The 22,720-nt window shown below is 63.8% G+C and carries 24 protein-coding genes; 12 read left to right on the forward strand and 12 right to left on the reverse strand.

Annotation, left to right across the window (positions count from 1 at the left end):
* The first annotated feature begins 265 nt into the window (after positions 1-265).
* On the forward strand, positions 266-1,072 hold the full coding sequence (locus tag B0G71_RS35705) for a MetQ/NlpA family ABC transporter substrate-binding protein (protein WP_116147872.1): 807 nt from the start codon (positions 266-268) through the stop codon (positions 1,070-1,072).
* Between the two features lie 119 nt (positions 1,073-1,191).
* Here B0G71_RS35705 and B0G71_RS35710 read toward each other — a convergent pair whose 3' ends face one another.
* From B0G71_RS35710 to B0G71_RS35720, 3 genes are all read right to left on the reverse strand, one after another.
* Positions 1,192-2,307, reverse strand: a complete 1,116-nt coding sequence (locus tag B0G71_RS35710; RefSeq protein ID WP_116149172.1) for a succinylglutamate desuccinylase/aspartoacylase family protein — start codon at positions 2,305-2,307, stop codon at positions 1,192-1,194.
* A gap of 246 nt (positions 2,308-2,553) precedes the next feature.
* Positions 2,554-3,336, reverse strand: coding sequence for an ABC transporter substrate-binding protein (locus B0G71_RS35715; protein ID WP_116147874.1), 783 nt, complete (start codon positions 3,334-3,336; stop codon positions 2,554-2,556).
* Between the two features lie 434 nt (positions 3,337-3,770).
* A complete protein-coding gene (locus B0G71_RS35720) occupies positions 3,771-4,133 on the reverse strand; it encodes a hypothetical protein (RefSeq protein ID WP_258875733.1) in 363 nt (120 codons plus the stop codon).
* Positions 4,134-4,516: 383 nt separating this feature from the next.
* Here B0G71_RS35720 and B0G71_RS35725 point away from each other — a divergent pair, with 383 nt between their 5' ends.
* The 5 genes from B0G71_RS35725 (at position 4,517) to B0G71_RS35745 (ending at position 9,042) form a co-directional block, all read left to right on the forward strand.
* On the forward strand, positions 4,517-5,665 hold the full coding sequence (locus B0G71_RS35725; RefSeq protein WP_116147875.1) for a PotD/PotF family extracellular solute-binding protein: 1,149 nt from the start codon (positions 4,517-4,519) through the stop codon (positions 5,663-5,665).
* Complete coding sequence (locus tag B0G71_RS35730; protein ID WP_116147877.1) at positions 5,665-7,473, forward strand: diguanylate cyclase domain-containing protein; 1,809 nt, start codon at positions 5,665-5,667, stop codon at positions 7,471-7,473. The genes B0G71_RS35725 and B0G71_RS35730 overlap by 1 nt, the downstream gene beginning before the upstream one ends.
* 393 nt (positions 7,474-7,866) lie before the next feature.
* Positions 7,867-8,175, forward strand: a complete 309-nt coding sequence (locus B0G71_RS35735) for a hypothetical protein (RefSeq protein ID WP_116123805.1) — start codon at positions 7,867-7,869, stop codon at positions 8,173-8,175.
* An 11-nt stretch (positions 8,176-8,186) separates the two neighbouring features.
* Positions 8,187-8,540: a hypothetical protein gene (locus B0G71_RS35740; RefSeq protein WP_241974902.1), complete on the forward strand. Its 354-nt coding sequence runs from the start codon at positions 8,187-8,189 to the stop codon at positions 8,538-8,540.
* Positions 8,541-8,595: 55 nt separating this feature from the next.
* On the forward strand, positions 8,596-9,042 hold the full coding sequence (locus B0G71_RS35745; RefSeq protein ID WP_116147878.1) for a lytic transglycosylase domain-containing protein: 447 nt from the start codon (positions 8,596-8,598) through the stop codon (positions 9,040-9,042).
* A 93-nt stretch (positions 9,043-9,135) separates the two neighbouring features.
* Here the strand turns inward: B0G71_RS35745 and B0G71_RS35750 are convergent, their stop codons facing one another.
* The 7 genes from B0G71_RS35750 to phnG all read right to left on the reverse strand — a co-directional run bounded on the left by B0G71_RS35750 (position 9,136) and on the right by phnG (position 15,109).
* Positions 9,136-10,269: an alpha-D-ribose 1-methylphosphonate 5-triphosphate diphosphatase gene (locus B0G71_RS35750; RefSeq protein ID WP_116147880.1), complete on the reverse strand. Its 1,134-nt coding sequence runs from the start codon at positions 10,267-10,269 to the stop codon at positions 9,136-9,138.
* Between the two features lie 120 nt (positions 10,270-10,389).
* The gene (gene phnL / locus B0G71_RS35755) at positions 10,390-11,154 is read right to left on the reverse strand and encodes a phosphonate C-P lyase system protein PhnL (protein WP_116147882.1); all 765 of its coding nucleotides are present in this window, start codon (positions 11,152-11,154) and stop codon (positions 10,390-10,392) included.
* Positions 11,155-11,162: 8 nt separating this feature from the next.
* A complete protein-coding gene (gene phnK / locus B0G71_RS35760; RefSeq protein ID WP_116121981.1) occupies positions 11,163-11,933 on the reverse strand; it encodes a phosphonate C-P lyase system protein PhnK in 771 nt (256 codons plus the stop codon).
* Positions 11,930-12,862, reverse strand: coding sequence for an alpha-D-ribose 1-methylphosphonate 5-phosphate C-P-lyase PhnJ (locus B0G71_RS35765; protein ID WP_116147884.1), 933 nt, complete (start codon positions 12,860-12,862; stop codon positions 11,930-11,932). Before B0G71_RS35765 ends, phnK begins: the two co-directional genes overlap by 4 nt.
* The gene (locus B0G71_RS35770; RefSeq protein ID WP_116147886.1) at positions 12,859-14,001 is read right to left on the reverse strand and encodes a carbon-phosphorus lyase complex subunit PhnI; all 1,143 of its coding nucleotides are present in this window, start codon (positions 13,999-14,001) and stop codon (positions 12,859-12,861) included. The genes B0G71_RS35765 and B0G71_RS35770 overlap by 4 nt, the downstream gene beginning before the upstream one ends.
* Positions 14,001-14,612 carry a phosphonate C-P lyase system protein PhnH gene (gene phnH / locus B0G71_RS35775; protein WP_116147888.1) on the reverse strand — a complete coding sequence of 204 codons (612 nt, stop codon included), beginning with the start codon at positions 14,610-14,612 and terminating at the stop codon, positions 14,001-14,003. Before phnH ends, B0G71_RS35770 begins: the two co-directional genes overlap by 1 nt.
* A complete protein-coding gene (phnG, locus tag B0G71_RS35780) occupies positions 14,612-15,109 on the reverse strand; it encodes a phosphonate C-P lyase system protein PhnG (protein ID WP_116121977.1) in 498 nt (165 codons plus the stop codon). Before phnG ends, phnH begins: the two co-directional genes overlap by 1 nt.
* Before the next feature lie 181 nt (positions 15,110-15,290).
* Between phnG and phnF the strand changes: the two genes are divergently transcribed.
* The 3 genes from phnF to phnN are packed head-to-tail and all read left to right on the forward strand — an operon-like array spanning position 15,291 to position 17,325.
* The gene (gene phnF, locus B0G71_RS35785) at positions 15,291-16,049 is read left to right on the forward strand and encodes a phosphonate metabolism transcriptional regulator PhnF (protein ID WP_116147889.1); all 759 of its coding nucleotides are present in this window, start codon (positions 15,291-15,293) and stop codon (positions 16,047-16,049) included.
* Positions 16,046-16,768, forward strand: coding sequence for a DUF1045 domain-containing protein (locus B0G71_RS35790; protein ID WP_116147891.1), 723 nt, complete (start codon positions 16,046-16,048; stop codon positions 16,766-16,768). Before phnF ends, B0G71_RS35790 begins: the two co-directional genes overlap by 4 nt.
* A gap of 2 nt (positions 16,769-16,770) precedes the next feature.
* Positions 16,771-17,325, forward strand: a complete 555-nt coding sequence (phnN, locus tag B0G71_RS35795) for a phosphonate metabolism protein/1,5-bisphosphokinase (PRPP-forming) PhnN (protein WP_106282406.1) — start codon at positions 16,771-16,773, stop codon at positions 17,323-17,325.
* Here phnN and B0G71_RS35800 read toward each other — a convergent pair.
* Positions 17,319-18,239 carry a LysR family transcriptional regulator gene (locus B0G71_RS35800; protein ID WP_116147893.1) on the reverse strand — a complete coding sequence of 307 codons (921 nt, stop codon included), beginning with the start codon at positions 18,237-18,239 and terminating at the stop codon, positions 17,319-17,321. The two genes, phnN and B0G71_RS35800, sit on opposite strands and share 7 nt — an antisense overlap.
* A gap of 135 nt (positions 18,240-18,374) precedes the next feature.
* Here B0G71_RS35800 and B0G71_RS35805 point away from each other — a divergent pair, with 135 nt between their 5' ends.
* Positions 18,375-19,565, forward strand: a complete 1,191-nt coding sequence (locus B0G71_RS35805; RefSeq protein ID WP_116147894.1) for a M20 aminoacylase family protein — start codon at positions 18,375-18,377, stop codon at positions 19,563-19,565.
* 63 nt (positions 19,566-19,628) lie between these two features.
* The gene (locus B0G71_RS35810; protein ID WP_116147895.1) at positions 19,629-20,930 is read left to right on the forward strand and encodes an MFS transporter; all 1,302 of its coding nucleotides are present in this window, start codon (positions 19,629-19,631) and stop codon (positions 20,928-20,930) included.
* 46 nt (positions 20,931-20,976) lie between these two features.
* On the opposite strand, the gene B0G71_RS35815 is transcribed toward B0G71_RS35810, so the two are convergent.
* Entirely contained in the window at positions 20,977-21,801 is an 825-nt protein-coding gene (locus B0G71_RS35815; protein WP_116147897.1) for an IclR family transcriptional regulator, read from the reverse strand.
* A gap of 204 nt (positions 21,802-22,005) precedes the next feature.
* Here B0G71_RS35815 and B0G71_RS35820 point away from each other — a divergent pair, with 204 nt between their 5' ends.
* Entirely contained in the window at positions 22,006-22,710 is a 705-nt protein-coding gene (locus B0G71_RS35820; RefSeq protein WP_106282401.1) for a FadR/GntR family transcriptional regulator, read from the forward strand.
* Positions 22,711-22,720 lie beyond the last annotated feature (10 nt).

A 22,720-nucleotide genomic window follows, 5' to 3' on the forward strand; every position in this document is an offset into this window, starting at 1 on the left:
TCGCGACGCCGAACTCTTTGGTCAGGTCGTGCGATGGCCCGCAATTTAAGGGAACGCAGAGTAAGGTATGTGACAGCATGGTTATTTTTGCAATCTGTCGTGACTACGCGACACTCACATAGCGCTGCCGGCGCAAATCGCGCAGGGCATGCGCGTATAAGCTTTTTCCGGATCGGGCATAAGCGTGTGAAAAACGATTGGTTTCGGACGCCGCGTCCGCATGCGACGATGCGCGCCTATCGACAAATCGCCAGTGGGGAAACGCATGCAACGCCGGACAATCATCCAGAAACTGCTCGCTATCGCCGCCGTCTCGCTGACGGCCACGTTCGCGCACGCGGACGACAAACAACTCAAGATCGGCACGATGAGCGGTCCGGACGCGCAAATCTGGACGGTCGTGACAAAAGTGGCGGCGCGCGAAGGCTTGAGCATCAAGGTCATCGAATTCAACGATTACATTCAGCCGAACGCTGCGCTGGACGCGGGCGACCTCGAAGCCAACGGTTTTCAGCACCAGCCGTTTCTCGACAGCCAGATCAAGCAACGCGGTTACAAGATCGTCAATGTCGGCCTGACCTATGTGTCGCCGATGGGCTTCTATTCGAAGAAACTCAAATCGCTCAAGGACTTGCCGGAAGGCGCGAAGGTCGGCATCCAGAACGATCCGTCCAACGGCAACCGCGCGCTGCTGCTTTTGCAGAAGTACGGCGTGATCAAGTTGAAGGCGGGCGTCGGCACGAACGGCGTCAACGCGACGCCGCTGGATATCGCTGAGAATCCGAAGAAGATCAAGCTGGTCGAACTCGACGCCGCGCAACTGCCGCGCGCGCTCGGCGATCTCGACGCGGCGTCGATCAATACCGACTACGCGGTCAAGGCCGGCCTGCAGCCGACCAAAGACGCGATCGCGATCGAGGACCTCAAGGGCCCGTACGCGAATCTGATCGCGGTGCGCGAGCAGGACCGCAATCAGCCGTGGGTGAAGAAGCTGGTGGCGGCGTACGAGTCGGACGAAGTGCGCAAGTACATCGATACGCAATTCAAAGGGGCGATCATTCCTGCCTTCTGATCCGGGTTTCGATAAACGACGCGCCCAAAGCAAATCGCCCGCTTGAATAGCGGGCGATTTGCTTTTCGGTTCAGGCACTTACGAGGGCGACGGGCAACAGCGCGGCACCGCCCGAAGAGTTAGTTGCTCAACAGCGACCCGCTGCGGAACGCCTTCGCGCCCGCGATGCGCGCGAACTCCAGTCCGGCCGTCGCAAAGCGCGTCAGATGCCGTGCGTACAGCACGCCGGCCACCGTGCTTTTCAGCGTGACGACTTGCTCTGTCAACGGATCGACGATATCGGCAATCTCATGGCCGACGTCGATCCAGCTGCCCACTTCGCAGCGATACACCAGCACGCCGCTGATCGGCGCGACGATCGGCTCGGCGCCGGCGAGCGGCGTGGCGGCGAATTCGAGCGGCGGCAGCGGCGCGGCCGTGCCATCGATCACGCCACGCGAGGTCAGATATTCGATGATCGCCTGGGCATCGTGCTCGGCGTACTCATACGACACCTCGCGCTGACCGCGCAGTTCGATCGTGACCGAGATCGAGCCGTTCGGAATCGGGAAGCGGTCGCCGAAACGGCCGCGCAGATCCGACCAGCAGAAGCTGTGGATTTCATCGAACGGGTTGCCTACCGAATTGAGCGCGAGCAGCGACGCTTTGGCGTCCAGATAGCAGGCGAGTGGCTCGACTTCGGGCCACAGATCGGGGTTCGTATAGAGGTGCATCGCGGCTTCCCAGTCGCAATGCAGATCGAGCACCACATCTGCGTCGTACGAGAGCTTTTGCAGTGCGAGGCGCTGCGATTCGAGTTCGGTTGCCGGCTTCTGCGCGTCGAGCGCCTCGCGCATGGCGGTGCGGATGGCGGTGCGGTTGGCCTCGAGACTGTCGCTCAGGCGCGACTCGATCACCGGTTGCACTAGCGCCGACAGATCGTGGAAATTGCGGTTGAAGTTCTGCGCGGTGTTGGTTTCGAAGCGTCCGGTCAGATGGCCGAGAAAGTGTTGATTCAGGCCGATTGGGTTGGCTACCGGCACGATCACGACTTCGCCGCGAATCTTGCCGGCTGCTTCCAGCGCGGCCAGCTTGCGGCGCAGCGCCCACGACACCAGCATGCCGGGCAACTCGTCGGCATGCAGCGAGGACTGGATATAGATCTTCTGGCCGCCGCCAGGACCGTAGTGGAAACTCGTGAGGTTGCGGGCGGTGCCGAGCGTCGGGGCAATCAGCGGATGGGTTTGGGTTTGCATGGTTTTCAAATCCGCGGCCAAGTGGGGCGCGCCGCGCTATCTCGTTGATAACAGTGGGGAATTTGCTTCGCGGCCGGTCAATGGCGGGCCGGTGGGCGGCGCCTCGCGGGCGCCTCGATCGCACGATCTTAGCCGATATGACGCAGTGTGTGGTTTTATGCGGCGCCGCAAATGAAACGGGCTCCGCCTGTGGCGGAGCCCGTTTCTGCCAACCGGCATGCGCGCGCTCAGACGCGCATGGCCGACTTAGCCGCCGTACACGTCGAAGTCGAAGTACTTCTTCTCGAGCTTCTTGTACGTACCGTCCTTGATGATGTCGGCGATCGCCTTGTCGACCTTCGCCTTCAGATCCGTGTCTTCCTTGCGCATGCCGATGCCTGCGCCGTTGCCGAGGATCTTCGGATCGTCGAGGTTCTTGCCGACGAATTCGAAGCCAGCGCCGCGCGGCGTCTTCAGGAAGCCGATTTCAGCTTGCACCGCGTCTTGCAGCGCTGCGTCCAGACGGCCCGACAGCAAGTCGGCATAGACCTGGTCCTGGTTCTGATACGGCACGACCTTCGCGCCCTTCGGTTCCCAGTAGGTTTTCGCGTAGGTTTCCTGGATCGTGCCTTGTTCCACGCCAACCGTCTTGCCCTTGAGCGAGTCGGCCGTCGGCAGAATGCCCGAACCCTTCTTCGCCACGAGGCGCGTCGGCGTGTTGAACAGTTTGTTCGAGAAGGCGATCTGCTCGGCGCGTTGCGGCGTCATGGACATCGACGACAGCACGCCGTCGAACTTCTTCGCCTTCAGAGCCGGGATCATGCCGTCGAAGTCGTTTTCCACCCACACGCACTTGGCCTTCATGCGCGCGCAGATTTCATTGCCGAGGTCGATATCGAAGCCAACGAGCTTGCCGTCCGCGCCCTTCGACTCGAACGGGGGATAGCTGGCGTCAACGCCGAAACGCACGGTCGACCAATCTTTAGCGTGTGCGCCAATCGAGACGGTAGCAAGCAGAGCAACCGTCAAAGCCGCTAGCAGTTTTTTCACTGTTTAACTCCTCGGTGTAGTTCAAATTCGCCCGCATGCGATTGTGCCGCTGCGGGGCACCCGGCGCGACTCACGACCGGGCTTGGGTTGAAGCTGCCAGCCGGGGCGGCCAGCAGCGCGCGCCAAGCTTATCAGTTCAAAAAGATTGGGTAGCTAGTGAAACACCGGATGGCGCATGAGGATAGCTTTTAGTGCTTGAATGTGGTGGAGATTCGAAAGCGGCTGCGGTGCGTATTGCATGGGAATGGGTGGAATAAGCTGCGCGCCTCGGATTTGTAATCGCCCGGTAATGAAGTTGGCTAATTGCGTCTGCCGATCGCGTCTGTCCGACTCATGTGCGACTCATGTACGACTCATGTACGACTCAAGCGCGACTCAAGCACGCCTCAAGGCGCCCGAGTGCCGGTGGACTACAACGCGGCCGGTTACTCTGTTTACTCTTTGCCGAGCGCTTCCGCGCGCGCTGCGCCGACCTCGCCGCACCATAGCTCGCCTTTGGTCATCATCTGCGCCTCATGCGCGGACATGCCTGCGCAGGTGCCGCGCATGTCCTGCGTCTCGCGCTCGGCGCGCGCGAGCGCGGTCCGGTTCATTTCGCCCTGCAGCCAACTGCCGAAGCACGCGATCGAACCGGCCGCGACGGCCACCCACATCCACTCTATTTTGCTCAGGCGCATGATCTGTTTCTTGTCCGTCTCTTCGATTGCCCAGGAGACAGGCCGCGTGGCATCCGGCGACGCTGCGGTCTGCCATCTGTCGCCGCCGGCGGCTTGGGGCAAGAGATCGTTTATCGGCATCGGCGCGGGTCTTCTTTAGAAGCGCCGCTGTCAACTTCCGAATGCCATGATCAAGCGACGGACTGTCGCGCGGCATTACCGCGCGCGGTTCACGTGTTCGCGCGTTTCAATCTATCAATGGCGAGTTAAAGTTTGCGCAAAACTTGCCGTCAAATGCAGATGAGCGGGTCTGCTGCATCGCATCCGACTGGCAATTTTTTTCGACTGTGGCTGAGCCAAAAACCAAAAATGGTTTTCTTAGCGCTATTATCGATGCTCCTCGCGCTCAGCCACATGCAGCATCGAGCGTCTCTGTCTGAAGAAAGTCACCGGGCAACCTGTCCGCGGATCGAGTCCGCGTGTTTGCGCTCGTCAGAAAGGCCTTCTGCTAAACGGTGTTGGTTATGCACATGATGTTGACGGCAGATGCAAAGCGCTGTTTTAAACGATTCTTCCATTCGCGAATCGCTGCTGCCGTGGCGCGCCCACGTTTGTCGTTTTGTGGCGTTTGTCGGGGATTTTTAACATATTTGATCGGCACGCTTATCGGCATGGGCCTTTTCTCGGCGTCGCCGGTTAAAGCCGACGAGAAGATTTTGCGCGTGCTGGCTTGGCCCGGCTATGCAGACGCCGACGTCGTCAAGAATTTCGAGGCGCGCTACCAAGCCAAAGTGGAAGTGACGCTGGTCGATTCCGACGAGGCGCTGTGGGCCCAGATGCACGCCAGAAATGCGCCGCCTTTCGACGTGCTCGCCGCCAATACAGCGGAAATCCAGCGCTACACGCAAGCGAATCTGCTGGCGCCGCTCGATCTCGCGAGCGTGCCGAACACCAAACGACAACTGCCGCGCTTCCAGGCGCTTGCCTCGATCGGCGGCATCACGTCGGGCGGCAAGGCATACGCGATTCCGTTTACGTATTCGTCGATGGGCCTGATCTACGACCGCAAGCAGGTCGCCGTGGCGCCGCGCTCCATGCGCGAATTGTGGAATCCGCGCTATCGCGGCAAGGTGCTCGACTTCAATAGCGCGCAGCACAATTTCTCGTTCACGGCGCTGGCGCTCGGCTATCCGCATCCTTTTCAACTCGATGCCGCGCAAATGCGCGCGATTGCTCACAAGCTCGTCGATCTGCGCCGCAATCTGCTGACCTATTACACGTTGCCCGAGGAGGCGACCGCGTTTTTCATCCAGCATAAGGTCGCGCTGATGTTCGGCAACTACGGCACCCAGCAGGTCGAATTGCTGCGCCGCGCCGGCGCCGATGTCGGCTACGTGATTCCCGACGAAGGTGCGCTCGCGTGGCTGGATTGCTGGTCGATGACGCGCGCGGCGGCCGATCGGCCGCTGGCGCTCGCGTGGATCAACTACATGCTCGAACCGGAGGTCAGCGCGTTGCTCACGCAACGCCAGGGACTCGCGAACACGTTGACGGCGCCCGCGGAAAACACCGATAACGCGCGCATTGTGTGGATCGGCCCGGTGGAAGATATTCAGCGGCGCGAGGACCTGTGGGCCCGAATCGTGTCCGGGGACCGGTCGGAGCGTTTTTGATGATGCGGCCCGGGCTGACCTTCAAATTATCCGTGCTGCTCGCGTGCATCGGCGTGCTCGCGTCCGGCGCGACCGGCTATTACGCGTATCGCGCAAACCGCACGATGCTCGTGAACGAAGCCGAGCGCAGCCTGCTCATGTCGACGGAACTGCTCGGCCAGCGCTTCTCCACCTCGATCGACGATGTCGCCGCCGACGCGCTCGTGCTCGCGAGCATGCCGTCCACGGCGGAGCTCGCGCAGACCGACGACGGTGCCGGCCCGAGCGCGGCACGCGAACGGCTGGCGCAGGTGTATTCCAGTTTCATGGTGCATCACCCCGAGTACCTGCAAGTCCGGCTGATTTCGCGTCAGCACTATGGACTCGAACTGGTTCGTTTCGACCGCGACGCTGACGGCCTCGTGCGCGTCGAAGGGGACAAACTGCAGGAGAAAGGCCAGTTCGCGTATGTGTTCGACACGCTGGCGTTTTCGCCTGGCCGCATCTACACCTCGCCGATTCTGGTCAACCATGAATACGGCTCACATGCCGCTGAGGGCAAGCCGACCTTGCGGCTCGGCACGCCGGTGTCGAACGGTAACGGCACGGTGGTGGGCGTGGTCGTGATCGACATCGATCTGGCGGGTTTGTTCAAGCGCGTGCAAAGCGATTTGCCGAGCGACTATCAGGTCTATCTGGCCAACGAGTGGGGCGATTTCCTCGTCAATCCGGACGCCTCGAAAACCTTCGGCTTCGATCGCGGCCGGCGCGTGCTGATGCAGGACAGTTTCTCCGTCACCAAGCCGCTTTTCGAACAGACGCAAAGCGAGGCGCTGGTCAACGGTCTTGCGCGGCCGCACCAGGCCGCCGGCCAGGTGCTCGCTTTCGTGCGCAGGCCGTTCGGCGATCTGGAGGGCAACCGCTTCATCGTGCTCGGTCTCGCCAAACCGCTCGAAGACGTCTTGTCCGGCGCGAATCTGCTCGGCGACAGAATCGTGCGCATGGTGCTGATTTTTAGCGTGCTGGCGCTGTTCCTCGCGGTTCTGTTCGCGCGCGCGCTGACCAAGCCGCTGCATAGTCTCGCGTACGCGGCGACGCATCTGTTCGCCGAGCACGCGATGGAAACGCTGCCGCTCAAACGCACCGACGAGATCGGCGTGCTGGCGCGCTGCTTCGACCGGTTGCGCCGCGAAATCAAGGCGCAGATGGACGCGCTGCACACCAAGCAACGCGAACTCGTGCATCTCGCCACCCACGACGTGCTAACCGGCCTGCCGAACCGCGTGCTGTTCATGGAGAAGCTCGAAAACTCGATCGACGAAGCGACGCGGCGCGAGGAAGGGCTGGCCGTGCTGTTCGTCGACCTGGACCGCTTCAAGCAGATCAACGATCAGTTCGGCCACGCCGTTGGCGACAAGGTGCTGGTCGCGGTGGCACGCCGGCTGAAACAGGTGCTCTGTTCCGCGGATGTGGTGGCGCGTCTGGGCGGCGACGAGTTCATCGTGTTGATCGAAGGGCCGCGTTCTGCGGAGGCGGCGCCCGCCATTGCCTCGCGCATCATGGCGGCGTTGAACGAGGAACTCCAGGTGGACGGGCAGGGCATGACCGTGGGCGCGAGCATCGGCATCAGCCAGTTCCCGGACGACAGCGGCACAGCCGAGGAACTGCTGCTCAACGCGGATGCGGCAATGTACGCGGCCAAATCCGGCGGACGCTGCGGCTATATGCGTTACCACGATGTGCTCGACATGCGCCGCCGCGAACAGTTCGAGCAGGCGCAGGCGGACGTTGGCGCGACGCAAGGGCACGAGGCCGAGCCGACGGCGTGATCTGGCTGAACACGCGGGCTGCCGGCCTGGATTGGCGACGCTTCTGACGGGCGTCGCTGTGGCCGTCTGCATCGCTTGCTGCGGGTAAGCGACTTTGCTCTCAGCTTTCCGTGTTCTTTCCAACTGCTTTCTATCTCTGTCGCCGGCTTCTCTCTTCCCTCCAAAACCGCGAGGCAAGTTTGCCTCGATCCTCGCTTTGCCGAGCGCCGAAGCAATCGTTTGCGCCGATCTTGAGGCAAGTCTTTTTGATTTTCAGCGAAGCGTTTCCGCCATATCAACTTTGCCGCGAGCCTGCCGAAAACTCCGATATAGCAACGAATCTGAAGGGAGACTTCCGTGAAGCGACAGATAGGGTTATTGGCTGCCGTTTTCGCGGTCGCCGGATGCGCGCAGATGCCTGCGCCCACTGCGGCTCATCCGGACAAGGCGCCGAACGAGGTGATCAGCTTCGATATTCCGCCCGATGCGCTCGGTGCGCGCGATCCGCAACTCGCCGCCGTGCTCGCCAAGGCGGGCGCGCTGGCTGCCGCGCAGCCACAGTCCACGGTCGTGCTCGTGACCGCGCTGGGACAGGACTTCGCGTATCTGAATCAGGCGGTGTGGAAGGGCGTGCCGGCACAGCGCACCGCGCGCGTGAACTTCGAGAACCGCACCGCCGGGTTGGGTCAGCCGTATAGCGTGTCCATCAGGACGGTTCAGTGAAGGAGGGCACCGTGACGGTTCGCATCGTTTTTCTCGCGCTGGCCATGCTGCTGAGCGCGCCGGCCTTCGCCGGTCAGCCGGGCGCCGATCCGCAATCCGGCGGCGCAATCCCGGCCGCATTTCCGGCTGCGGCGGACAAGGTGTATCCACCGTTGCCGTCGCTCGCGATGCTGCCGCCGCCGGGCGCGGGCGACGACACGTTGCCGCTCAAGCCGGCGACGCATCGCAAGAAGCAGCATGCGGCGGCGCCCACGCAAGAGCGCAGAAGTCCGCCGACGCCGGTGGTGCGCATCGTCGTATCCGACGCCTCGCATGCCTATCTCGACTCCGTGCAGCGCCAGATCGAACAGGCGTTGGCGAAGTAATCCGGCGGCGCTGCGGCGCTCGCCTCTTTATCGCTGACAAGCGGAAGGATGCATCATGTCCCTGAAGATCCTCCTGACCGCACTCGCCTGCCTGTCAGTGTGCGGCGCCGCGCAAGCGGCCGACGACTGTTTCAACGAAGCCGCGGCTTATCAAGGCGTCAACCCGTGGGTGCTGCGAGCGCTGGCGTGGTATGAATCGAAGGGTGACGCGAGCGCGATACGGCAAAACGTCAACGGTTCGATCGACGTGGGTCAGTTGCAGATCAATTCGATTCACTTCGACGATCTCGCGCGCGAAGGCGTGCCGCATCGCGCGCTGATCGATCCGTGCGTGAACGTGTACGTGGCGGCCTGGCTGCTGAAACAGAAGATGGTCAAGCACGGCAATACGTGGCGCGCGATCGGCGCTTACCACTCGGAAACGCCGAAACAGCGCGATGCCTATGCGCGTGGAATTCAGAAGGTGCTGGTGGCGTGGGGGCAGTTGCCGTCCGCGCCCTGAGGCCGTCCGCGAGGCGTGAGGCACACGCCTCGCACACGCCCGGCGAACAGCGAAAGACCCTTGAAACAAGGTCTTTTCTGCACATTTCAAACTTCAAACGATCCGTGCCCCGCCGCGAAACGTTGCGCGTGGCACCGGCAACGTGTCGAGCATCGTCACGCGCACGAAGTCCGCGCGCAACCCCGCTTCGATCGCGCCGCGATCGTGCAAACCGGCGGTGCGCGCCGGTTCGGCGGAGACCGTTCGCATCGCGCGCGGCAAGGTCCAGCCGGCTTTGTCGACCAGTTCGAACACAGCGGTCATCAGGCTCGACGGCACATAATCCGACGACAGGATATCGAGCAAGCCGGCCTTCGCCAGTTCGAGCGCCGACACGTTGCCCGAATGCGAGCCGCCGCGCACGATGTTCGGCGCGCCCATGATGGTCGAGATGCCGTGCTCGCGCGCGGCCTCGGCAGCGACGCGGGTGGTCGGGAATTCGGCGAGCACGATGCCTTCCTGCCTGGCCTGTTCGACGTGCTCGATCAGCGTGTCGTCGTGGCTCGCCACCGGAATGCCGAGCCGGTTGCAACGCGCGACGATCTCGCGGCGGTGCGCATCGGCGTAACGCGCCTGTTCCACCGACAGTTCGGCCAGCGCCGTCTCGACGTGTTCGTCGCTCAACTTGCCGTTGCGTTCCTGGAAGCGGCGCCATTGCTCACGGTCGTGCCATTGGCGCTGCCCCGGCGTGTGATCCATCACCGAGGCGAGCCGCAGCAGTGGATGCGCGCACAATGAGTCGAACACTTCCACCACGTCGGCGGTGGCGATTTCACAGCGCAGATGCAGGAAGTGTTCGGCGCGCAGCAGCTTGCGCTCGGAAAACCGCGCGAGCGACGCGGCGCATTGCGTCTGCAGATCGCGGCCCCGCAATCCCACGTTCGTACGCGAGCCGATGGCGAGCGCATCGAACACGGTAGTGATGCCGGCCGCGGCCACTTGCGCGTCGTGGATCACGAAGGCGGCATCGGTGTTCCATTGCACGCCCGGACGCGGCGCGAGATGCTTCTCCAGATTGTCCGTGTGCAGTTCGATCAGGCCGGGCAACAGATAGTCGCCGTCCCAATCTTCGGCTTCGCGCGCGCTGGTGGTGCCGCGTTCGACGTCGCGAATCACGCCGTCTTCGACGCGTAGCACGCCGGTGAATACTTCGTCTCGCGTCACGATGCGAGCGTTCCTGATCAACATCGACTTGCTCCGTAGTCAGTCAGACTTGAGTGTGGCTGTATGGGTGTTTTTGCATCGATGCCGCATGCGTCAGTGTAGTGCTGTTTCGCGCGGCACTCGCGCCGCTTAATGTGATTCGCGTCAGTGACGCAGCGGCGGCTGCAGTTCCAGGCGGCGCGTGGCCACCTTGCTGCGCGTATCTTCGTCGTGGAAAATGCCGACGATCGCCGCGCCGCGCTCGCGTGCCTCGACGATCAGATCGGCGACCACGTCGCGGTTTTCCGCATCGAGCGAAGCCGTCGGTTCGTCGAGCAACAGTAGCGGGTGCTCCGCGATCAAACCGCGCGCGATATTCACGCGCTGCTGCTCGCCGCCGGAGAACGTGGCGGGCGCAAGCGACCACAGCCGCTCCGGCACATTCAATCTGGTTAGCAGCGCGGCCGCACGCGCGCGCGCTTTGTCCTCCGGCACGCCGCGCGAGAGCAGCGGTTCGGCGACTAGCGTGAGTGTCGGCACGCGCGGAATCACGCGCAAGAACTGGCTCACATAACCGACCACGCCACGGCGCAGACGCAACACGTCGTGCGGCTCGGCGCCGGTGATCGACACGGGCTGGCCGTCATTCGCCGCATCGCGAACCACGATTGAGCCGCTGCTCGCCAGGTAATTGCCGTACAGACAGCGCAGCAGCGTGCTCTTGCCGGCGCCAGACGGCCCGACCAGCACCACGCACTCGCCGCGCTCGACATCGAGCGAGACGCCCGCGAGCGCTTCGATCCGCACACCGCCCTGGCCATGCAACGTAAACGTCTTGCCGATGCCGACCGCGCGCAGCATCAGCGCGGCATTGTCGATGAACGCGTGCTCGCCGGCGCGCGCTTCACTGCTTGTTTCAATGGATCGCATTGTGAGCCTCAAACCGGCAGAACCGAGGAAACCAGCGTTTGCGTGTACGGGTGCTGCGGATCGTCCAGCACCTGATCGGTCAGGCCCGCCTCGACGACTTCGCCGCCCTGCATCACCATCAACCGATGCGCGAGCAGACGCGCCACGCCGATATCATGCGTCACGATCAGCACCGACAGATGCAGCGTGGACGTCAGCGTGCGCAGCAGATCGAGCAGACGCGCCTGCACCGACACGTCGAGACCGGCGGTGGGTTCGTCCATGAAGACGAGCCGCGGGCTAGTGACGAGATTGCGCGCGATCTGCAAACGCTGCTGCATGCCGCCCGAAAACGCTGCGGGAAATTCGTCGATGCGCGAAGCGTCGAGTTCGACGCGCTCCATCCACTGCGTAGCCGCGTAACGGATGTCGCCATAGTGGCGCGCGCCGACCGCCATCAGCGGCTCGCCGATATTCGCGCCGGCCGAGACGCCGCTGCGCAGTCCGTCGCGCGGATTCTGCTGGACGAAGCCCCACTCCGTGCGCATCAGCAAACGGCGGCGCGGCTCGGACAACGCGAGCAGATCGAGCTTGTCGCCACGCGTGGCCGTGTAGTGAAGGGAGCCGCTATCGGCTTCGTTTTTCAGCGCGAGCGTGTTGAGCAGCGTGGTCTTGCCCGAGCCGGATTCACCGACGATGCATAGCACTTCTCCCGGATACAGATCGAAGCTGACGTTTCTGCAACCGTTGCGACCGCCGTATTGTCTGGTGAGCGAGCGGGCGCTCAGAAGCGGCGTCATGCGGGCTCTCCCTTGCGTGCTTCGCGCGCCGGCAGATCGAGATCGGCGTCGCCGCGGCGTTCGTGACAGTAGTCGCTATCGGAGCAGACGAACATGCGCTTGCCGGCGTCGTCCACGATCATTTCGTCGAGAAAGCTTTCCGTCGATCCGCACAGCGCGCACGCGTGCTGCCATTTCTGCACTTCGAACGGATGATCGTCGAAGTCGAGACTGCGCACGGGCGTGTACGGTGGAATCGCGTGAATGCGCCGCTCGCGGCCGGCGCCGAACAATTGCAGCGCGGGGTTCATATGCATCTTCGGATTGTCGAACTTCGGAATCGGCGAGGGCGAGGCAAGGTAGCGATGGTTGACGATCACCGGGTAGTCGTACGTGGTCGCGATGCTGCCGTGATGCACGATGTCTTCATAGAGCTTCACGCTGATCAGGCCGTAATCGGCGAGCGCATGCAGCTTCTTGCATTCGGCGACGCGTGGCTCGAGGCGAAAGAGCGGCTCGGGCATCGGCACCTGATAGACGAGAATCTGCTTCTCGGTGAGCGGTGCTTCGGGAATGCGGTGACGCGTCTGGATGATCGTCGCGTCGACGGTGCGGCGCGTGGTCGCCACGCCGGTGGTGCGCGCGAAGAAGCGGCGGATGTTGACCGCGTTGGTGGTTTCGTCGGAGCCCTGATCGATCACCTTCAGCGTGTCCTGTTTGCCGATGATCGCCGCGGTGACCTGAATGCCGCCGGTGCCCCAGCCGAACGGCAGCGGCATTTCACGCGAGGCGAACGGCACCTGATAACCCGGCACGGCCACGGCCTTGAGCAAGGCGCGGCGCAGCATGCGTTTGGTCTGTTCGTCGAGGTATGCGAAGTTGTAGCCGTTGGCGGCGCTGTCGTATGACGCCGTGGGCGCGGTAGCGAAAGATGTGTCGGGCGCGTTCATGCTGCCTGCTCCTGCTGACCGCTGGGTTGATCCGTACCTTCCTCCTGGCTCTGCATGGCGTGCTTCGCGCGCAAACGGCGCACGAGTTCCAGTTCCGATTGAAAGTCGACGTAATGCGGCAGCTTCAGATGCTGCACGAAACCGGACGCCTCGACGTTGTCGCTATGCGAGAGCATGAATTCGATATCCTGCGTCGGCGAGGCAAGCGTTTCGCCGAGTTCTTCGGCGCGCAACGCGCGGTCGACGAGCGCCATCGCCATCGCCTTGCGTTCCGAGTGGCCGAACGCGAGACCGTAGCCTTGTGTGAACGTCGGCGGCACCTCGCCGCTGCCGGCGAACTGGTTGATCATCTGGCATTCGGTAATGTCGATGTCGCCGATTTCGACCGTTTCGCCTAGCTCGTCGAGTTCCATTTCCACGGCGATCGTGCCGAAGCGGATCTCGCCCGCGAACGGATGCGAATTCGCGTAGCCGCGCTGAGTGGCGTAACCCATCGCAAGCAGAAAGCCTTCGTCGCCGCGTGCGAGATTTTGCAGACGTGTAGCGCGGCTCGCGGGAAAGGCGAGCGGCTCACGCGACAGGTCGCCGGGTTCCGGCGCGTTCGGCGTGGGACGTTCCTGTTCGATCAAGCCTTCCTTGTCGAGCAGGCTGACGACGCGCGGCATGGGTTCTGTTTGCACTGCGGCGGCTTGATTCGGCGACGACGACGCTGCGTTGACAGCCGTATCGCCTTCGGCCAGCAACGCGAAATCCAGCAGACGCTGCGTGTAATCATAAGTCGCGCCGAGCAGCTGGCCGCCCGGCACGTCCTTGAAGGTCGCCGAAATGCGACGCTCCGTTTGCATCGCTTCGGTATCGATCGGCCGCGTGTAGCCGAAGCGCGGCAGTGTGGTGCGATACGCACGCAGCAGGAAGATCGCTTCGACCAGATCGCCGGCGGCCTGCTTGATGGCGAGCGCGGCGAGTTCTTCGTCGTAGACCGAGCCTTCGGTCATCACGCGCGCCACCGCGAGGCGCAACTGTTCGCGGATTTGCGCGACGCTGAGTTCGGCCAGCCGCGTGTCGCCGCGGCGTGCCTTGTCGAGCAGACGCCACGACGCTTCGATCGCGCGTTCTCCACCCTTGACGGCAACGTACATCAGTTCACCTTCGCTTCAGTTGTGCGCGGCAGGCCGATCAGACGCGCGCCGCAGACGAGATAACAATCCACCCCGCAAGGAAACAGCGGCGCGAGCGCGGCGCGTTCGCGCCAGAAACGCTCGGGCAGGCCGACCGGCGCGATCGTGGCCGTGTACTGGATGCCGGGGCCGCTCAAGACGACTGGCGCGCCACCCGTCAGCGCTTCGACGCGGATCAGCAGCGTGACCGATTGCTCGGGCGATTCCGCCGCGCCGAGCGCGAAGCAGTCCAACGGCGGCAACGCGCCGGCATCGTGGATATAAGCGAATGCGGCGTGTCCCGGTTCGTCGACGAGCGGCGCGCCGGTATGAAAGCGCAGCGCCGAGGCCAAGGCCGTATCGGGTTGCGCAAGCCATACGGGCGTCGCGTAGTCGCACAGCGCGAGCAGTGCCGCGAAGGCGGCAAGTTCGGCGCGCGTGGCCCGCACTTCGGGCAGCACGTTCTCGACTACACCGACCGTGCCTGGCCGCGACAGCGCGTCGAGCAGGGTGCGGAACACCGCCTGGGTGTCATGCACCGGGTCGGCGAAACCCGGCGTCAAAGTAGACAATGCAATCTGTGAGTTTTCCATCAGTCGCCCCGGACCATCGTGAAGAATTCGACACGCGTGGCCGCGGCGTCCTGTTGCCGCCCGGCGCGTTTCACGGCCACCTGCGCGGCAAACGGCTCGATCAGTTGCTTATGCAAGACGGCGTGATGCTCCGGCATTTGCAGGAGCGCGTCTGCTAGCGCAGCCAGTTCGGCGCGCCGGCGGTCACGGCCGAGATGACATGCCACGCCGACGGCGGCGGCCGCGTCGCCCGAAGCACGCAGGCGCAAGGTGGCGCGCGTGACCGTCGCTTCGCCGAGATTGAACGGATCGCCGCTGCCGCCGACGCGCCCACGCACCATCGCGAGGCCGATCTCGGGCGGGCGCAACCAGTCATACGTGGGAGTGGGGATGTCCCGCAGCGCGCGTTCGAGCGCGGCTTCGAGATCGGCGCGCGGCGTGCGCGCCAGCACGGCCATCCATGCGCGCCGGACAGCCGATGACGGAGCGGAGGAAGGCGAGGCGGAAGTGGCACTCATCGAAATTCCTGTTGATCCAGCGAGTAGACATTTGACCATCTATTCATCTAAACGTCTAGACGTTTAGGGGTATGCTTGTCGAGCCGTGTAGCGTATGACGGCCGTTTCATATTTCCATCACGGCTTGCGCACTACAATGCACGTCATAGCGAATATTTGAACCCAGGGGAATGACAGCACCATGACATCGAACGACAACGCGACGCCGGGCACGATGCTCGAACGCGGCGCGGGCGTTGCCGTCTGGCGGCAGATCGAGCAGATCCTGGCGGCGGAAATCGCCGCCAGCGGCTTTGGCGAAGAAGGGCGCCTGCCGAGCGAGGGCGAACTGGCCAAACGCTTCGACGTGAACCGGCATACGGTGCGCCGGGCCATGCTGGGTCTTGCCGCATTGGGCCTCGTCAGCGTCGAGCAGGGGCGCGGCACCTTCGTGCAACCGGGCGCCATCGACTATACGATTGGACGCCGCACGCGGTTTACAGAAAACTTGCGCCAGCAGCATCACGCGGCGGCGGGCACGATGTTGTCGGCCGCGCGCGTGAAGGCCGAGCCGAGCGTCGCGAAGGCCTTGAGTCTGCGGGCCGGTGCATCGGTCTACCGGATCGAATCGCTGCACGAATCCGACGGCGTGCCGCTCACGTTCGCGCGCAACTGGTATCCCGCGGCGCGGTTCGCTGACCTGCCGCAAGTGCTGGAGCGCACCGGCGGCATCACCAAGGCCATGGCGGAATTCGGCGTGAACGATTATTTGCGCAAGTGGAGTCGCATCGGCAGTGTGCTGCCCGAACCGGAGGTGGCGCGGCGGTTGAATATCAACCGTCAGCAACCGGTGCTGTGGGTCGAGAACGTCGATGTCGATCTGCAAGGCACGCCCGTCAAATACGGCTTCACGCACTTCGCTGCGGATCGCGTGCAACTGCTAGTGGAGCACGACCTATGAGCGGCGGTGAATGGAGCGCCGAGGCTCGTTTTGCCGTGTATTACGCGCCCTCGCGCGAATCGGCGTGGTGGCGAGCCGGGTCGGAATGGCTCGCGCGCGACGCGGAAAGCGGCGAGCGGTGCGAGGCGCCGCAACCTTCGGATCTCGCACGTCCACTCGTCGAACTGACCGAAGCACCGCGCCGCTACGGCTGGCACGGCACACTGGTCGCGCCGTTTCGACTCGCCGACGGCCTGACGCAGGCACATGTATTGCAAGCCACGCGTGAGTGGGCACGGACGCAAAGCGCATTTGCATTGCCGGTGGAAGCCGCGACGCTCGGCGACTTTGTTGCGTTGCGGCCCGCCGATGCGCAAGGTGAGGCCGGCATTCGCGCCGTGGCCGCGAGCGCGTTGCAAACGCTCGGCAGCTTGCGCGCGCCGCAGTCCGCCGCCGATCGGGCGCGGCGTCTGGCGGCCCCGTTAAGCGAACGGCAACGTGCGTTGCTGATCGAATGGGGTTATCCATACGTGTTCGACGAATTCCGTTTTCATATGACGCTCTCCAGTTCACTCGCCGATGCCGAGGAGCGCGCCACGCTGGTCGCATGGTGGCGAGCGCGAACGCCCGCGCTCGGGCCGCTGCTGGTCGATCAGGCGGCGCTCTTCGTCGAACCGGCGCCCGGTGAGCCGTTCGTGTTGTGGCAGCGCGTGCCGTTTCAGACCGGCGAGGTGAAATAACAATGACAGGTCGCTTGATCTACGTAATGGGACCGTCCGGCGCGGGCAAGGATTCGTTGCTGGAGTTCGCGCGCAAGCACCTGATGGGCGAGCCGATTCTGTTCGCGCATCGCTACATCACGCGGCCGAGCGGCAACGGCGAGGCGCATGTGGCATTGAGCGTGGAAGAGTTCGCGGCGCGTTCCGTGCTCGGCCTGTTCGCGCTCGAATGGTCGAGCCATTCGCTGCGTTATGGCATCGGTGTCGAACTCGATGCGTGGCTTGCACGCGGCTGCACGGTGGTCGTCAATGGCTCACGGCAGCATTTGCAGCACGTGCTGGCGCGCTATCCGCATACGGAAGTGGTGCACGTGGACGCCGCGCCGCACATTCTCGAAGCCCGCCTCGGCGCGCGGGCGCGTGAGTCGGCGGAACAGGTCGCAGCGCGGCTCGCGCGCCGCGCGCCGTTCTCGTTGCCGGACGGCGTGCGCTGCACCACGATCGATAATTCCGGCGCGCTCGACGAAGCCGGACATGAGTTGATTGCGTTTTTAAAGGCGGAAGCCGACGTTCAGTAAGCCGTACTATCCGCCGCCGCCATACTTTCCCGTGTCGCATCCTGCAGACACGACACGAACTGCCGCACGGCCGGCGTCGGCAGCAGGCCGCGCCGCGAAATGATGCTGAGATCGTAGTTCGGCAGCGCCTCTTCGATCTGCGCGACGCGAATGCCGAGCGGCGCGACCATTTGCGCGAGCGGCCGCGTGAAGCAGCCGATCACGTCGGTTTGCGACACCAGTCCTAGAGTCACCGCGAACGACGACGGCGCACGTACCAGCCGCTTCGGCACCGGCAAGCCGTGCGCGGCAAACATGGCCATCATCACGCTGTGCGGGAAGTGATCGGCACCCACGGTCACGATCCACTCCGCGTCGAGCAACTCATGCAGGCGCGTCACATTGGCCAGCGGGTGCCCGGCGCGCATGGCGACGACGAACTGCGTCGAGTAGAGCGGCGCCTGCACCAGATCGCTGTCCAGCGCCTGCACGTGATGGATCGCCGCGATATCCAGCGCGCCGTTGCGCAAACGCGCGACGGCGTCCGGGATCGTCACTTCCTCCAGGTGCAGATTGACCCGCGGCATCGCGCGGCGAAACTTCGAGACCGCGTGCGGCAGCGCCGTGAGCGCGATCGACGGCATGGTGCCCACGCTGACCCTGCCGGCCAGTTCTCCCTTGACCTGTTCGACCGCTTCGACCGTACGCCGCATGTCGCCGAGCAACTGCTCGGCGCGCGGCAGCAGCGCGAGCCCGCATGCCGTCAATTCGATGCCGCGTACGCTGCGCACCATCAGCTCGGCATTCAACGCGCTCTCAAGCTCGCGGATCGTATGCGTGACGGCCGGTTGCGTCACGCCGAGCTCGCGCGCGGCGGCGCGCAGACTGCGGTGATGGGCGGCGGCCACGAACGCTTGTAACTGCTGCGGTTTCATTGGGGTAATCCCGTATATAACGATTGTTAATCGGGGTGAAAAAAACAGCATCTTATTCGAACAAAACGGCGTGGCTATAGTGCTCGCCTGTTTGCCGCGTTTTTGATGCGGCCATGAATCCTTGGAGCCCTGGAGATGAGCGAAGCCGCGCGTTTTACCGAAGTGTCCGACCTGGCGCCCGTCGCCGAGAGCCTGCGCGAGATTCGCCATCACATTCACCATCATCCGGAACTGGCCTACGAGGAACACCAGACGAGCGCGCTTGTCGCGGACAAGCTCGATCAATGGGGCTGGCAGGTCACGCGCGGCGTCGGCCAGACGGGTGTGGTGGGCACGCTGAAAGTAGGCGACGGCAAGCGCAGTATCGGCATTCGCGCCGACATGGACGCGCTGCCGATCATCGAGCAGACCGGCCTGCCGTATGCCAGCGGCACGCACGGCAAGATGCACGCATGCGGCCACGACGGCCACACGACGATGCTGCTCGGCGCCGCGCAACGCCTCGCGGCCACGCGCAATTTTTCGGGCACGGTGCATCTGTACTTTCAGCCGGCCGAGGAGAGCGGCATCGACAGCGGTGCGCTGAAGATGATCAACGACGGCCTGTTCGAGCGCTTTCCCTGCGACGCCGTGTTCGGCGTGCACAACCATCCTGGCGAAGAACCGGGCGTGCTGTTGTTCCGTAAAGGGCCGTTCATGTCGGCGGGCGACAAGGCGATCATCACGATCGAAGGCGTCGGCGGCCACGCGGCGCGTCCGCACCTCACGGTCGATCCGGTCGTGGTGGCGGCGAGCATCGTGATGGCGTTGCAGACGATTGTCGCGCGCAACGTCGATCCGTCGCAGCCGGCGGTGGTGACGGTCGGCTCGATGCATGCGGGCACCGCGAACAACGTGATTTCGAGCAGCGCGAAGCTGGAACTGAGCGTGCGTTCGTTCAGTCCCGAGGTGCGCGCGCTGCTGAAGAAGCGCATTACCGAACTCGCTGAATCGCAGGCCGCGAGCTACGGCGGCAAGGCGATCGTGGAATATATCGAAGGTTATCCGGTGGTCGTCAATTCGGATGCCGAAACGGATTTCGCGGTGGAGGTGGCGCGCGAACTGGTCGGCGACGACAAGGTGGTCGCGCAGACCGAGATACTCATGGGCAGCGAAGATTTTGCCTTCATGCTGCAGAAGCGGCCGGGCACGTTCCTGCGCATCGGCAACGGCGCAGGGGAAGACGGCTGCATGGTGCACAACCCGCACTACGACTTCAACGACCGCAATCTGCCGGTCGGCGCGGCGTTCTGGACGCGGCTGGTGGAGCGCTATCTGGGCCAGTGATCCGGCGCGGCGAGCCGCGCCCAAGTCAAGCCTTACAACCATAACAACGAGGAAGACCACGCGATGAGTACCACGACCGATGCGAGCCATGCCGCCGCGGCGAGCCGGACCAACAGCCGAGGCGCGATCGCTGCCGCCGTGATCGGCAACTGGCTCGAGTTCTTCGACTTCACCGTGTACGGTTTTTTTGCCGTGATCATCGGCAAGCTGTATTTCCCGTCGGCGGATCCGACCACGTCGTTGCTGTTGTCGGTGGCGACGTTCGCGGCGGGCTTCATCACGCGGCCGCTCGGCAGCGTCATGCTCGGCGTGTACGCGGACCGCAAGGGCCGCAAAGCCGCGCTCAATCTGACCATCATGCTGATGGCGGTGAGCACCGGCCTGATCGCAATCGCGCCGACCTATGCGCAGATCGGTTTGGCGGCACCTTTGCTGATCGTGTTCGCGCGTCTCGTGCAAGGCTTCTCGCAAGGCGGAGAGTTCGGCGCGGCCACCTCCACGTTGCTCGAACAGGGCGGCGGCACGCGGCGCGGTTTTCGCGCAAGCTGGCAACTCGCCACGCAAGGCGGCGCGGCGTTAATGGGCTCGGGCATCGCGGCGGCGCTGTCCGGCGCGTTGCCGAAAGACTCGCTGGAAAGCTGGGGTTGGCGCATTCCATTCCTGCTCGGCGTGCTGATCGCGCCGGTCGGCATGTATCTGCGCCGCCGTCTCGCCGACGACGCGGCCAGCGCGCACAGCCATGCGATTGAACGCGGCGTGCTGCGCGAACTCTTCACCAGCCATGTGCGCCCGCTCATCCTGATCACGCTGACGGTGATGGGCGGCACGGTCTCGACCTACATCCTGACCTTCTACATGCCGACCTACGCAATCCACACGCTCGGCCTGCCGATGTCGCTGTCGATGCTGGTCGGCGTCGCCTCGGGTTTCGTGATGCTGATCACGTGTCCGCTATTCGGCATGCTGTCGGATCGCATCGGCAGCCGCAAGCGGCCGATTCTGTTCGGACGCGGCGTGCTGGTGCTGCTGCTGTTTCCGGCCTTCATGCTGATCAACCGCTTTCCGCAGTTGCCCGTCATCATGTCGCTGACCGCGCTGATGCTGCTGTTTTACTCGATGGGCTCGGCGTCGGAATTCGCCTTGATGTGCGAGTCGTTTCCGCGGCGCGTGCGCGCCACCGGCATTTCGATCGCGTATGCGTTGAGCGTGTGCGTGTTCGGCGGGACCGCGCAGCTCGTCGCCACGTGGCTGATCAAGCTGACCGGCAGCAAGCTGGCGCCGGCCGGTTATGTGGCGGCGTGCGTCGTGGTGTCGCTGATCGCGGTCTCGATGCTGAAGGAAACGGCGGACAAGCCGATCGATTGATTGCTTGAACAGGGCGTTGCCATCGCGCGGAGCCCCGCGTTCGAGATTACCCGCGCCGCGCCACCATCTCCGATACGGTTTGCGCGGCCTGCTGCAACGGTTCCAGAAACGCCTTCACCATCTGCTTGCCGGAATTGCGCTGCGCATTGCCGCTGATATTCATCGCGGCAATCACGCGTCCCTGGCGATTGCGGATCGGCGCGGACAGCGAAATCAAACCGCCTTCCAGTTCCTGATCGACGATCGCCCAGCCCTGGCGGCGCACCTGCGCGATCAGCTTCTTCAACTCTTCCTTGTCGGTGACCGTGCGCGGCGTGTGCGCGTAGAGCGGCGTCGAACCCAGGGTTGCCTCGAGCGCTTCGTCGTCGAGCGAGGCCAGCAGCACGCGTCCCATCGACGTGCAGTAGGCCGGCAAGCGGCTGCCGATCGACAGGTTGATCGTCATGATCTTGTGGGTCGGCACGCGCAGCACATAGACGATCTCGGTGCGATCGAGCACGGCTGCCGAGACGCTCTCGTGAACCTGCGCGGACAGTTGTTCCATTACCGGTTCGGCGAGGTTCCAGAACGGCATGGAGGTCAGATACGCGAAGCCGAGATCGAGGATCTTCGGCGTGAGGCGGAACAGGCGGCCTTCGGCCTCCACATAACCGAGCGTCTGCAGGGTCAGCAAAATGCGGCGCGCGCCGGCGCGTGTGAGACCGGTGGCGGCGGCGACGTCGGTGAGCGTCTGTTCGGGGCGCGTGGCGTCGAACGCACGGATCACCGCGAGGCCGCGCGCGAACGACTGCACATACGAATCGCCCGGTTTGTCCGGGGCCGGTTCGGCGCTGACGGGAACGGCGGAAGACGGCGGCAGGGCTTTGCTCATGGACCTTGAAGATGCGTTCGAAGAACTGCGGACCCGCGCGGCACTTGGATTCCCCGAGCGGCGCGCTAAAGGCGTGACGATAGCTTAAGCCTTCTGTTTCGCCAACTTTGCCGCCTGATGGACAAAAATCCCAGGGTTTGCATGGATGCAGCCCGCATCTAAAATTTGTATGATGACCCGATAACATGATCAATCGAGGCATCGATGTTCGAGAAGATTCCTGCGAGAGCGTTGAGCGACACGGTCGCGCAACAGCTGCTCAAGCAGATCGACAAAGGCACTTTCGAGCGCGGCGGCAAGCTGCCGACCGAGGCCGTGCTGGCGCAGCAGTTCGGCGTGAGCCGCACGGTGATCCGCGAGGCGATCTCGCGGCTGAAGAACGAGGGCGTGGTCGAGCCGCGCCAGGGCAGCGGCGTGTTCGTCGCCGCGCACGGCACGGTGCGGCCGCTGCGGATCGACTACGCGGAAGCGGTCGAGCCCGGCTCGGTGGTGCAGATACTCGCGCTGCGGCGGGCCATCGAGGCGGAAGTCGCCTCGGAAGCCGCGATGCGCCGCAGCGACGCCGACATGATGTCGATCGACGCGGCGCTCGCGAAGATCGACGAGGCGGTGGCCGAAGGCGAGGACGGTGTGGCTGAAGACGTCGCGTTCCATCGCGCGATTGCGGCGGCTACCGGCAATCCGTATTTCCTCAAAACCCTCACGTTCCTGAATCAGTACCTTGAGGCCGGCACGGTCGTCACGCGCCGCAACGAAGCGTTGCGCGAGGACTTTTCGCGTCAGGTGCGCGAAGAGCATGCGGCGATCGCCGCCGCGATTCGCGCGGGCGATCCGATGGCGGCGCGCAATGCGGCGCGAACGCATATGTACAACGCGGCACGGCGTCTCGCGGAAGCGGGGATCTGCTGAGCTTTGCTGC

Origin of the sequence: Paraburkholderia sp. BL27I4N3, assembly GCF_003386115.1 — a bacterium.
In the GTDB taxonomy this organism is placed as follows: domain Bacteria; phylum Pseudomonadota; class Gammaproteobacteria; order Burkholderiales; family Burkholderiaceae; genus Paraburkholderia.

What these genes read in the sequence shown, in the direction of transcription:
- B0G71_RS35800 (WP_116147893.1), bottom strand. Translation starts at nt 18,239, where the DNA reads ATGAAACCGCAGCAGTTACAAGCGTTCGTGGCCGCCGCCCATCACCGC.
- phnL (WP_116147882.1), bottom strand. Translation starts at nt 11,154, where the DNA reads ATGCGATCCATTGAAACAAGCAGTGAAGCGCGCGCCGGCGAGCACGCG.
- phnK (WP_116121981.1), bottom strand. Translation starts at nt 11,933, where the DNA reads ATGACGCCGCTTCTGAGCGCCCGCTCGCTCACCAGACAATACGGCGGT.
- B0G71_RS35705 (WP_116147872.1), top strand. Translation starts at nt 266, where the DNA reads ATGCAACGCCGGACAATCATCCAGAAACTGCTCGCTATCGCCGCCGTC.
- phnG (WP_116121977.1), bottom strand. Translation starts at nt 15,109, where the DNA reads ATGAGTGCCACTTCCGCCTCGCCTTCCTCCGCTCCGTCATCGGCTGTC.
- B0G71_RS35710 (WP_116149172.1), bottom strand. Translation starts at nt 2,307, where the DNA reads ATGCAAACCCAAACCCATCCGCTGATTGCCCCGACGCTCGGCACCGCC.
- B0G71_RS35735 (WP_116123805.1), top strand. Translation starts at nt 7,867, where the DNA reads ATGCCTGCGCCCACTGCGGCTCATCCGGACAAGGCGCCGAACGAGGTG.
- phnN (WP_106282406.1), top strand. Translation starts at nt 16,771, where the DNA reads ATGACAGGTCGCTTGATCTACGTAATGGGACCGTCCGGCGCGGGCAAG.
- B0G71_RS35790 (WP_116147891.1), top strand. Translation starts at nt 16,046, where the DNA reads ATGAGCGGCGGTGAATGGAGCGCCGAGGCTCGTTTTGCCGTGTATTAC.
- phnF (WP_116147889.1), top strand. Translation starts at nt 15,291, where the DNA reads ATGACATCGAACGACAACGCGACGCCGGGCACGATGCTCGAACGCGGC.
- phnH (WP_116147888.1), bottom strand. Translation starts at nt 14,612, where the DNA reads ATGGAAAACTCACAGATTGCATTGTCTACTTTGACGCCGGGTTTCGCC.
- B0G71_RS35730 (WP_116147877.1), top strand. Translation starts at nt 5,665, where the DNA reads ATGATGCGGCCCGGGCTGACCTTCAAATTATCCGTGCTGCTCGCGTGC.
- B0G71_RS35765 (WP_116147884.1), bottom strand. Translation starts at nt 12,862, where the DNA reads ATGAACGCGCCCGACACATCTTTCGCTACCGCGCCCACGGCGTCATAC.
- B0G71_RS35725 (WP_116147875.1), top strand. Translation starts at nt 4,517, where the DNA reads ATGCACATGATGTTGACGGCAGATGCAAAGCGCTGTTTTAAACGATTC.
- B0G71_RS35770 (WP_116147886.1), bottom strand. Translation starts at nt 14,001, where the DNA reads ATGTACGTTGCCGTCAAGGGTGGAGAACGCGCGATCGAAGCGTCGTGG.
- B0G71_RS35745 (WP_116147878.1), top strand. Translation starts at nt 8,596, where the DNA reads ATGTCCCTGAAGATCCTCCTGACCGCACTCGCCTGCCTGTCAGTGTGC.
- B0G71_RS35810 (WP_116147895.1), top strand. Translation starts at nt 19,629, where the DNA reads ATGAGTACCACGACCGATGCGAGCCATGCCGCCGCGGCGAGCCGGACC.
- B0G71_RS35720 (WP_258875733.1), bottom strand. Translation starts at nt 4,133, where the DNA reads ATGCCGATAAACGATCTCTTGCCCCAAGCCGCCGGCGGCGACAGATGG.
- B0G71_RS35815 (WP_116147897.1), bottom strand. Translation starts at nt 21,801, where the DNA reads ATGAGCAAAGCCCTGCCGCCGTCTTCCGCCGTTCCCGTCAGCGCCGAA.
- B0G71_RS35820 (WP_106282401.1), top strand. Translation starts at nt 22,006, where the DNA reads ATGTTCGAGAAGATTCCTGCGAGAGCGTTGAGCGACACGGTCGCGCAA.
- B0G71_RS35750 (WP_116147880.1), bottom strand. Translation starts at nt 10,269, where the DNA reads ATGTTGATCAGGAACGCTCGCATCGTGACGCGAGACGAAGTATTCACC.
- B0G71_RS35805 (WP_116147894.1), top strand. Translation starts at nt 18,375, where the DNA reads ATGAGCGAAGCCGCGCGTTTTACCGAAGTGTCCGACCTGGCGCCCGTC.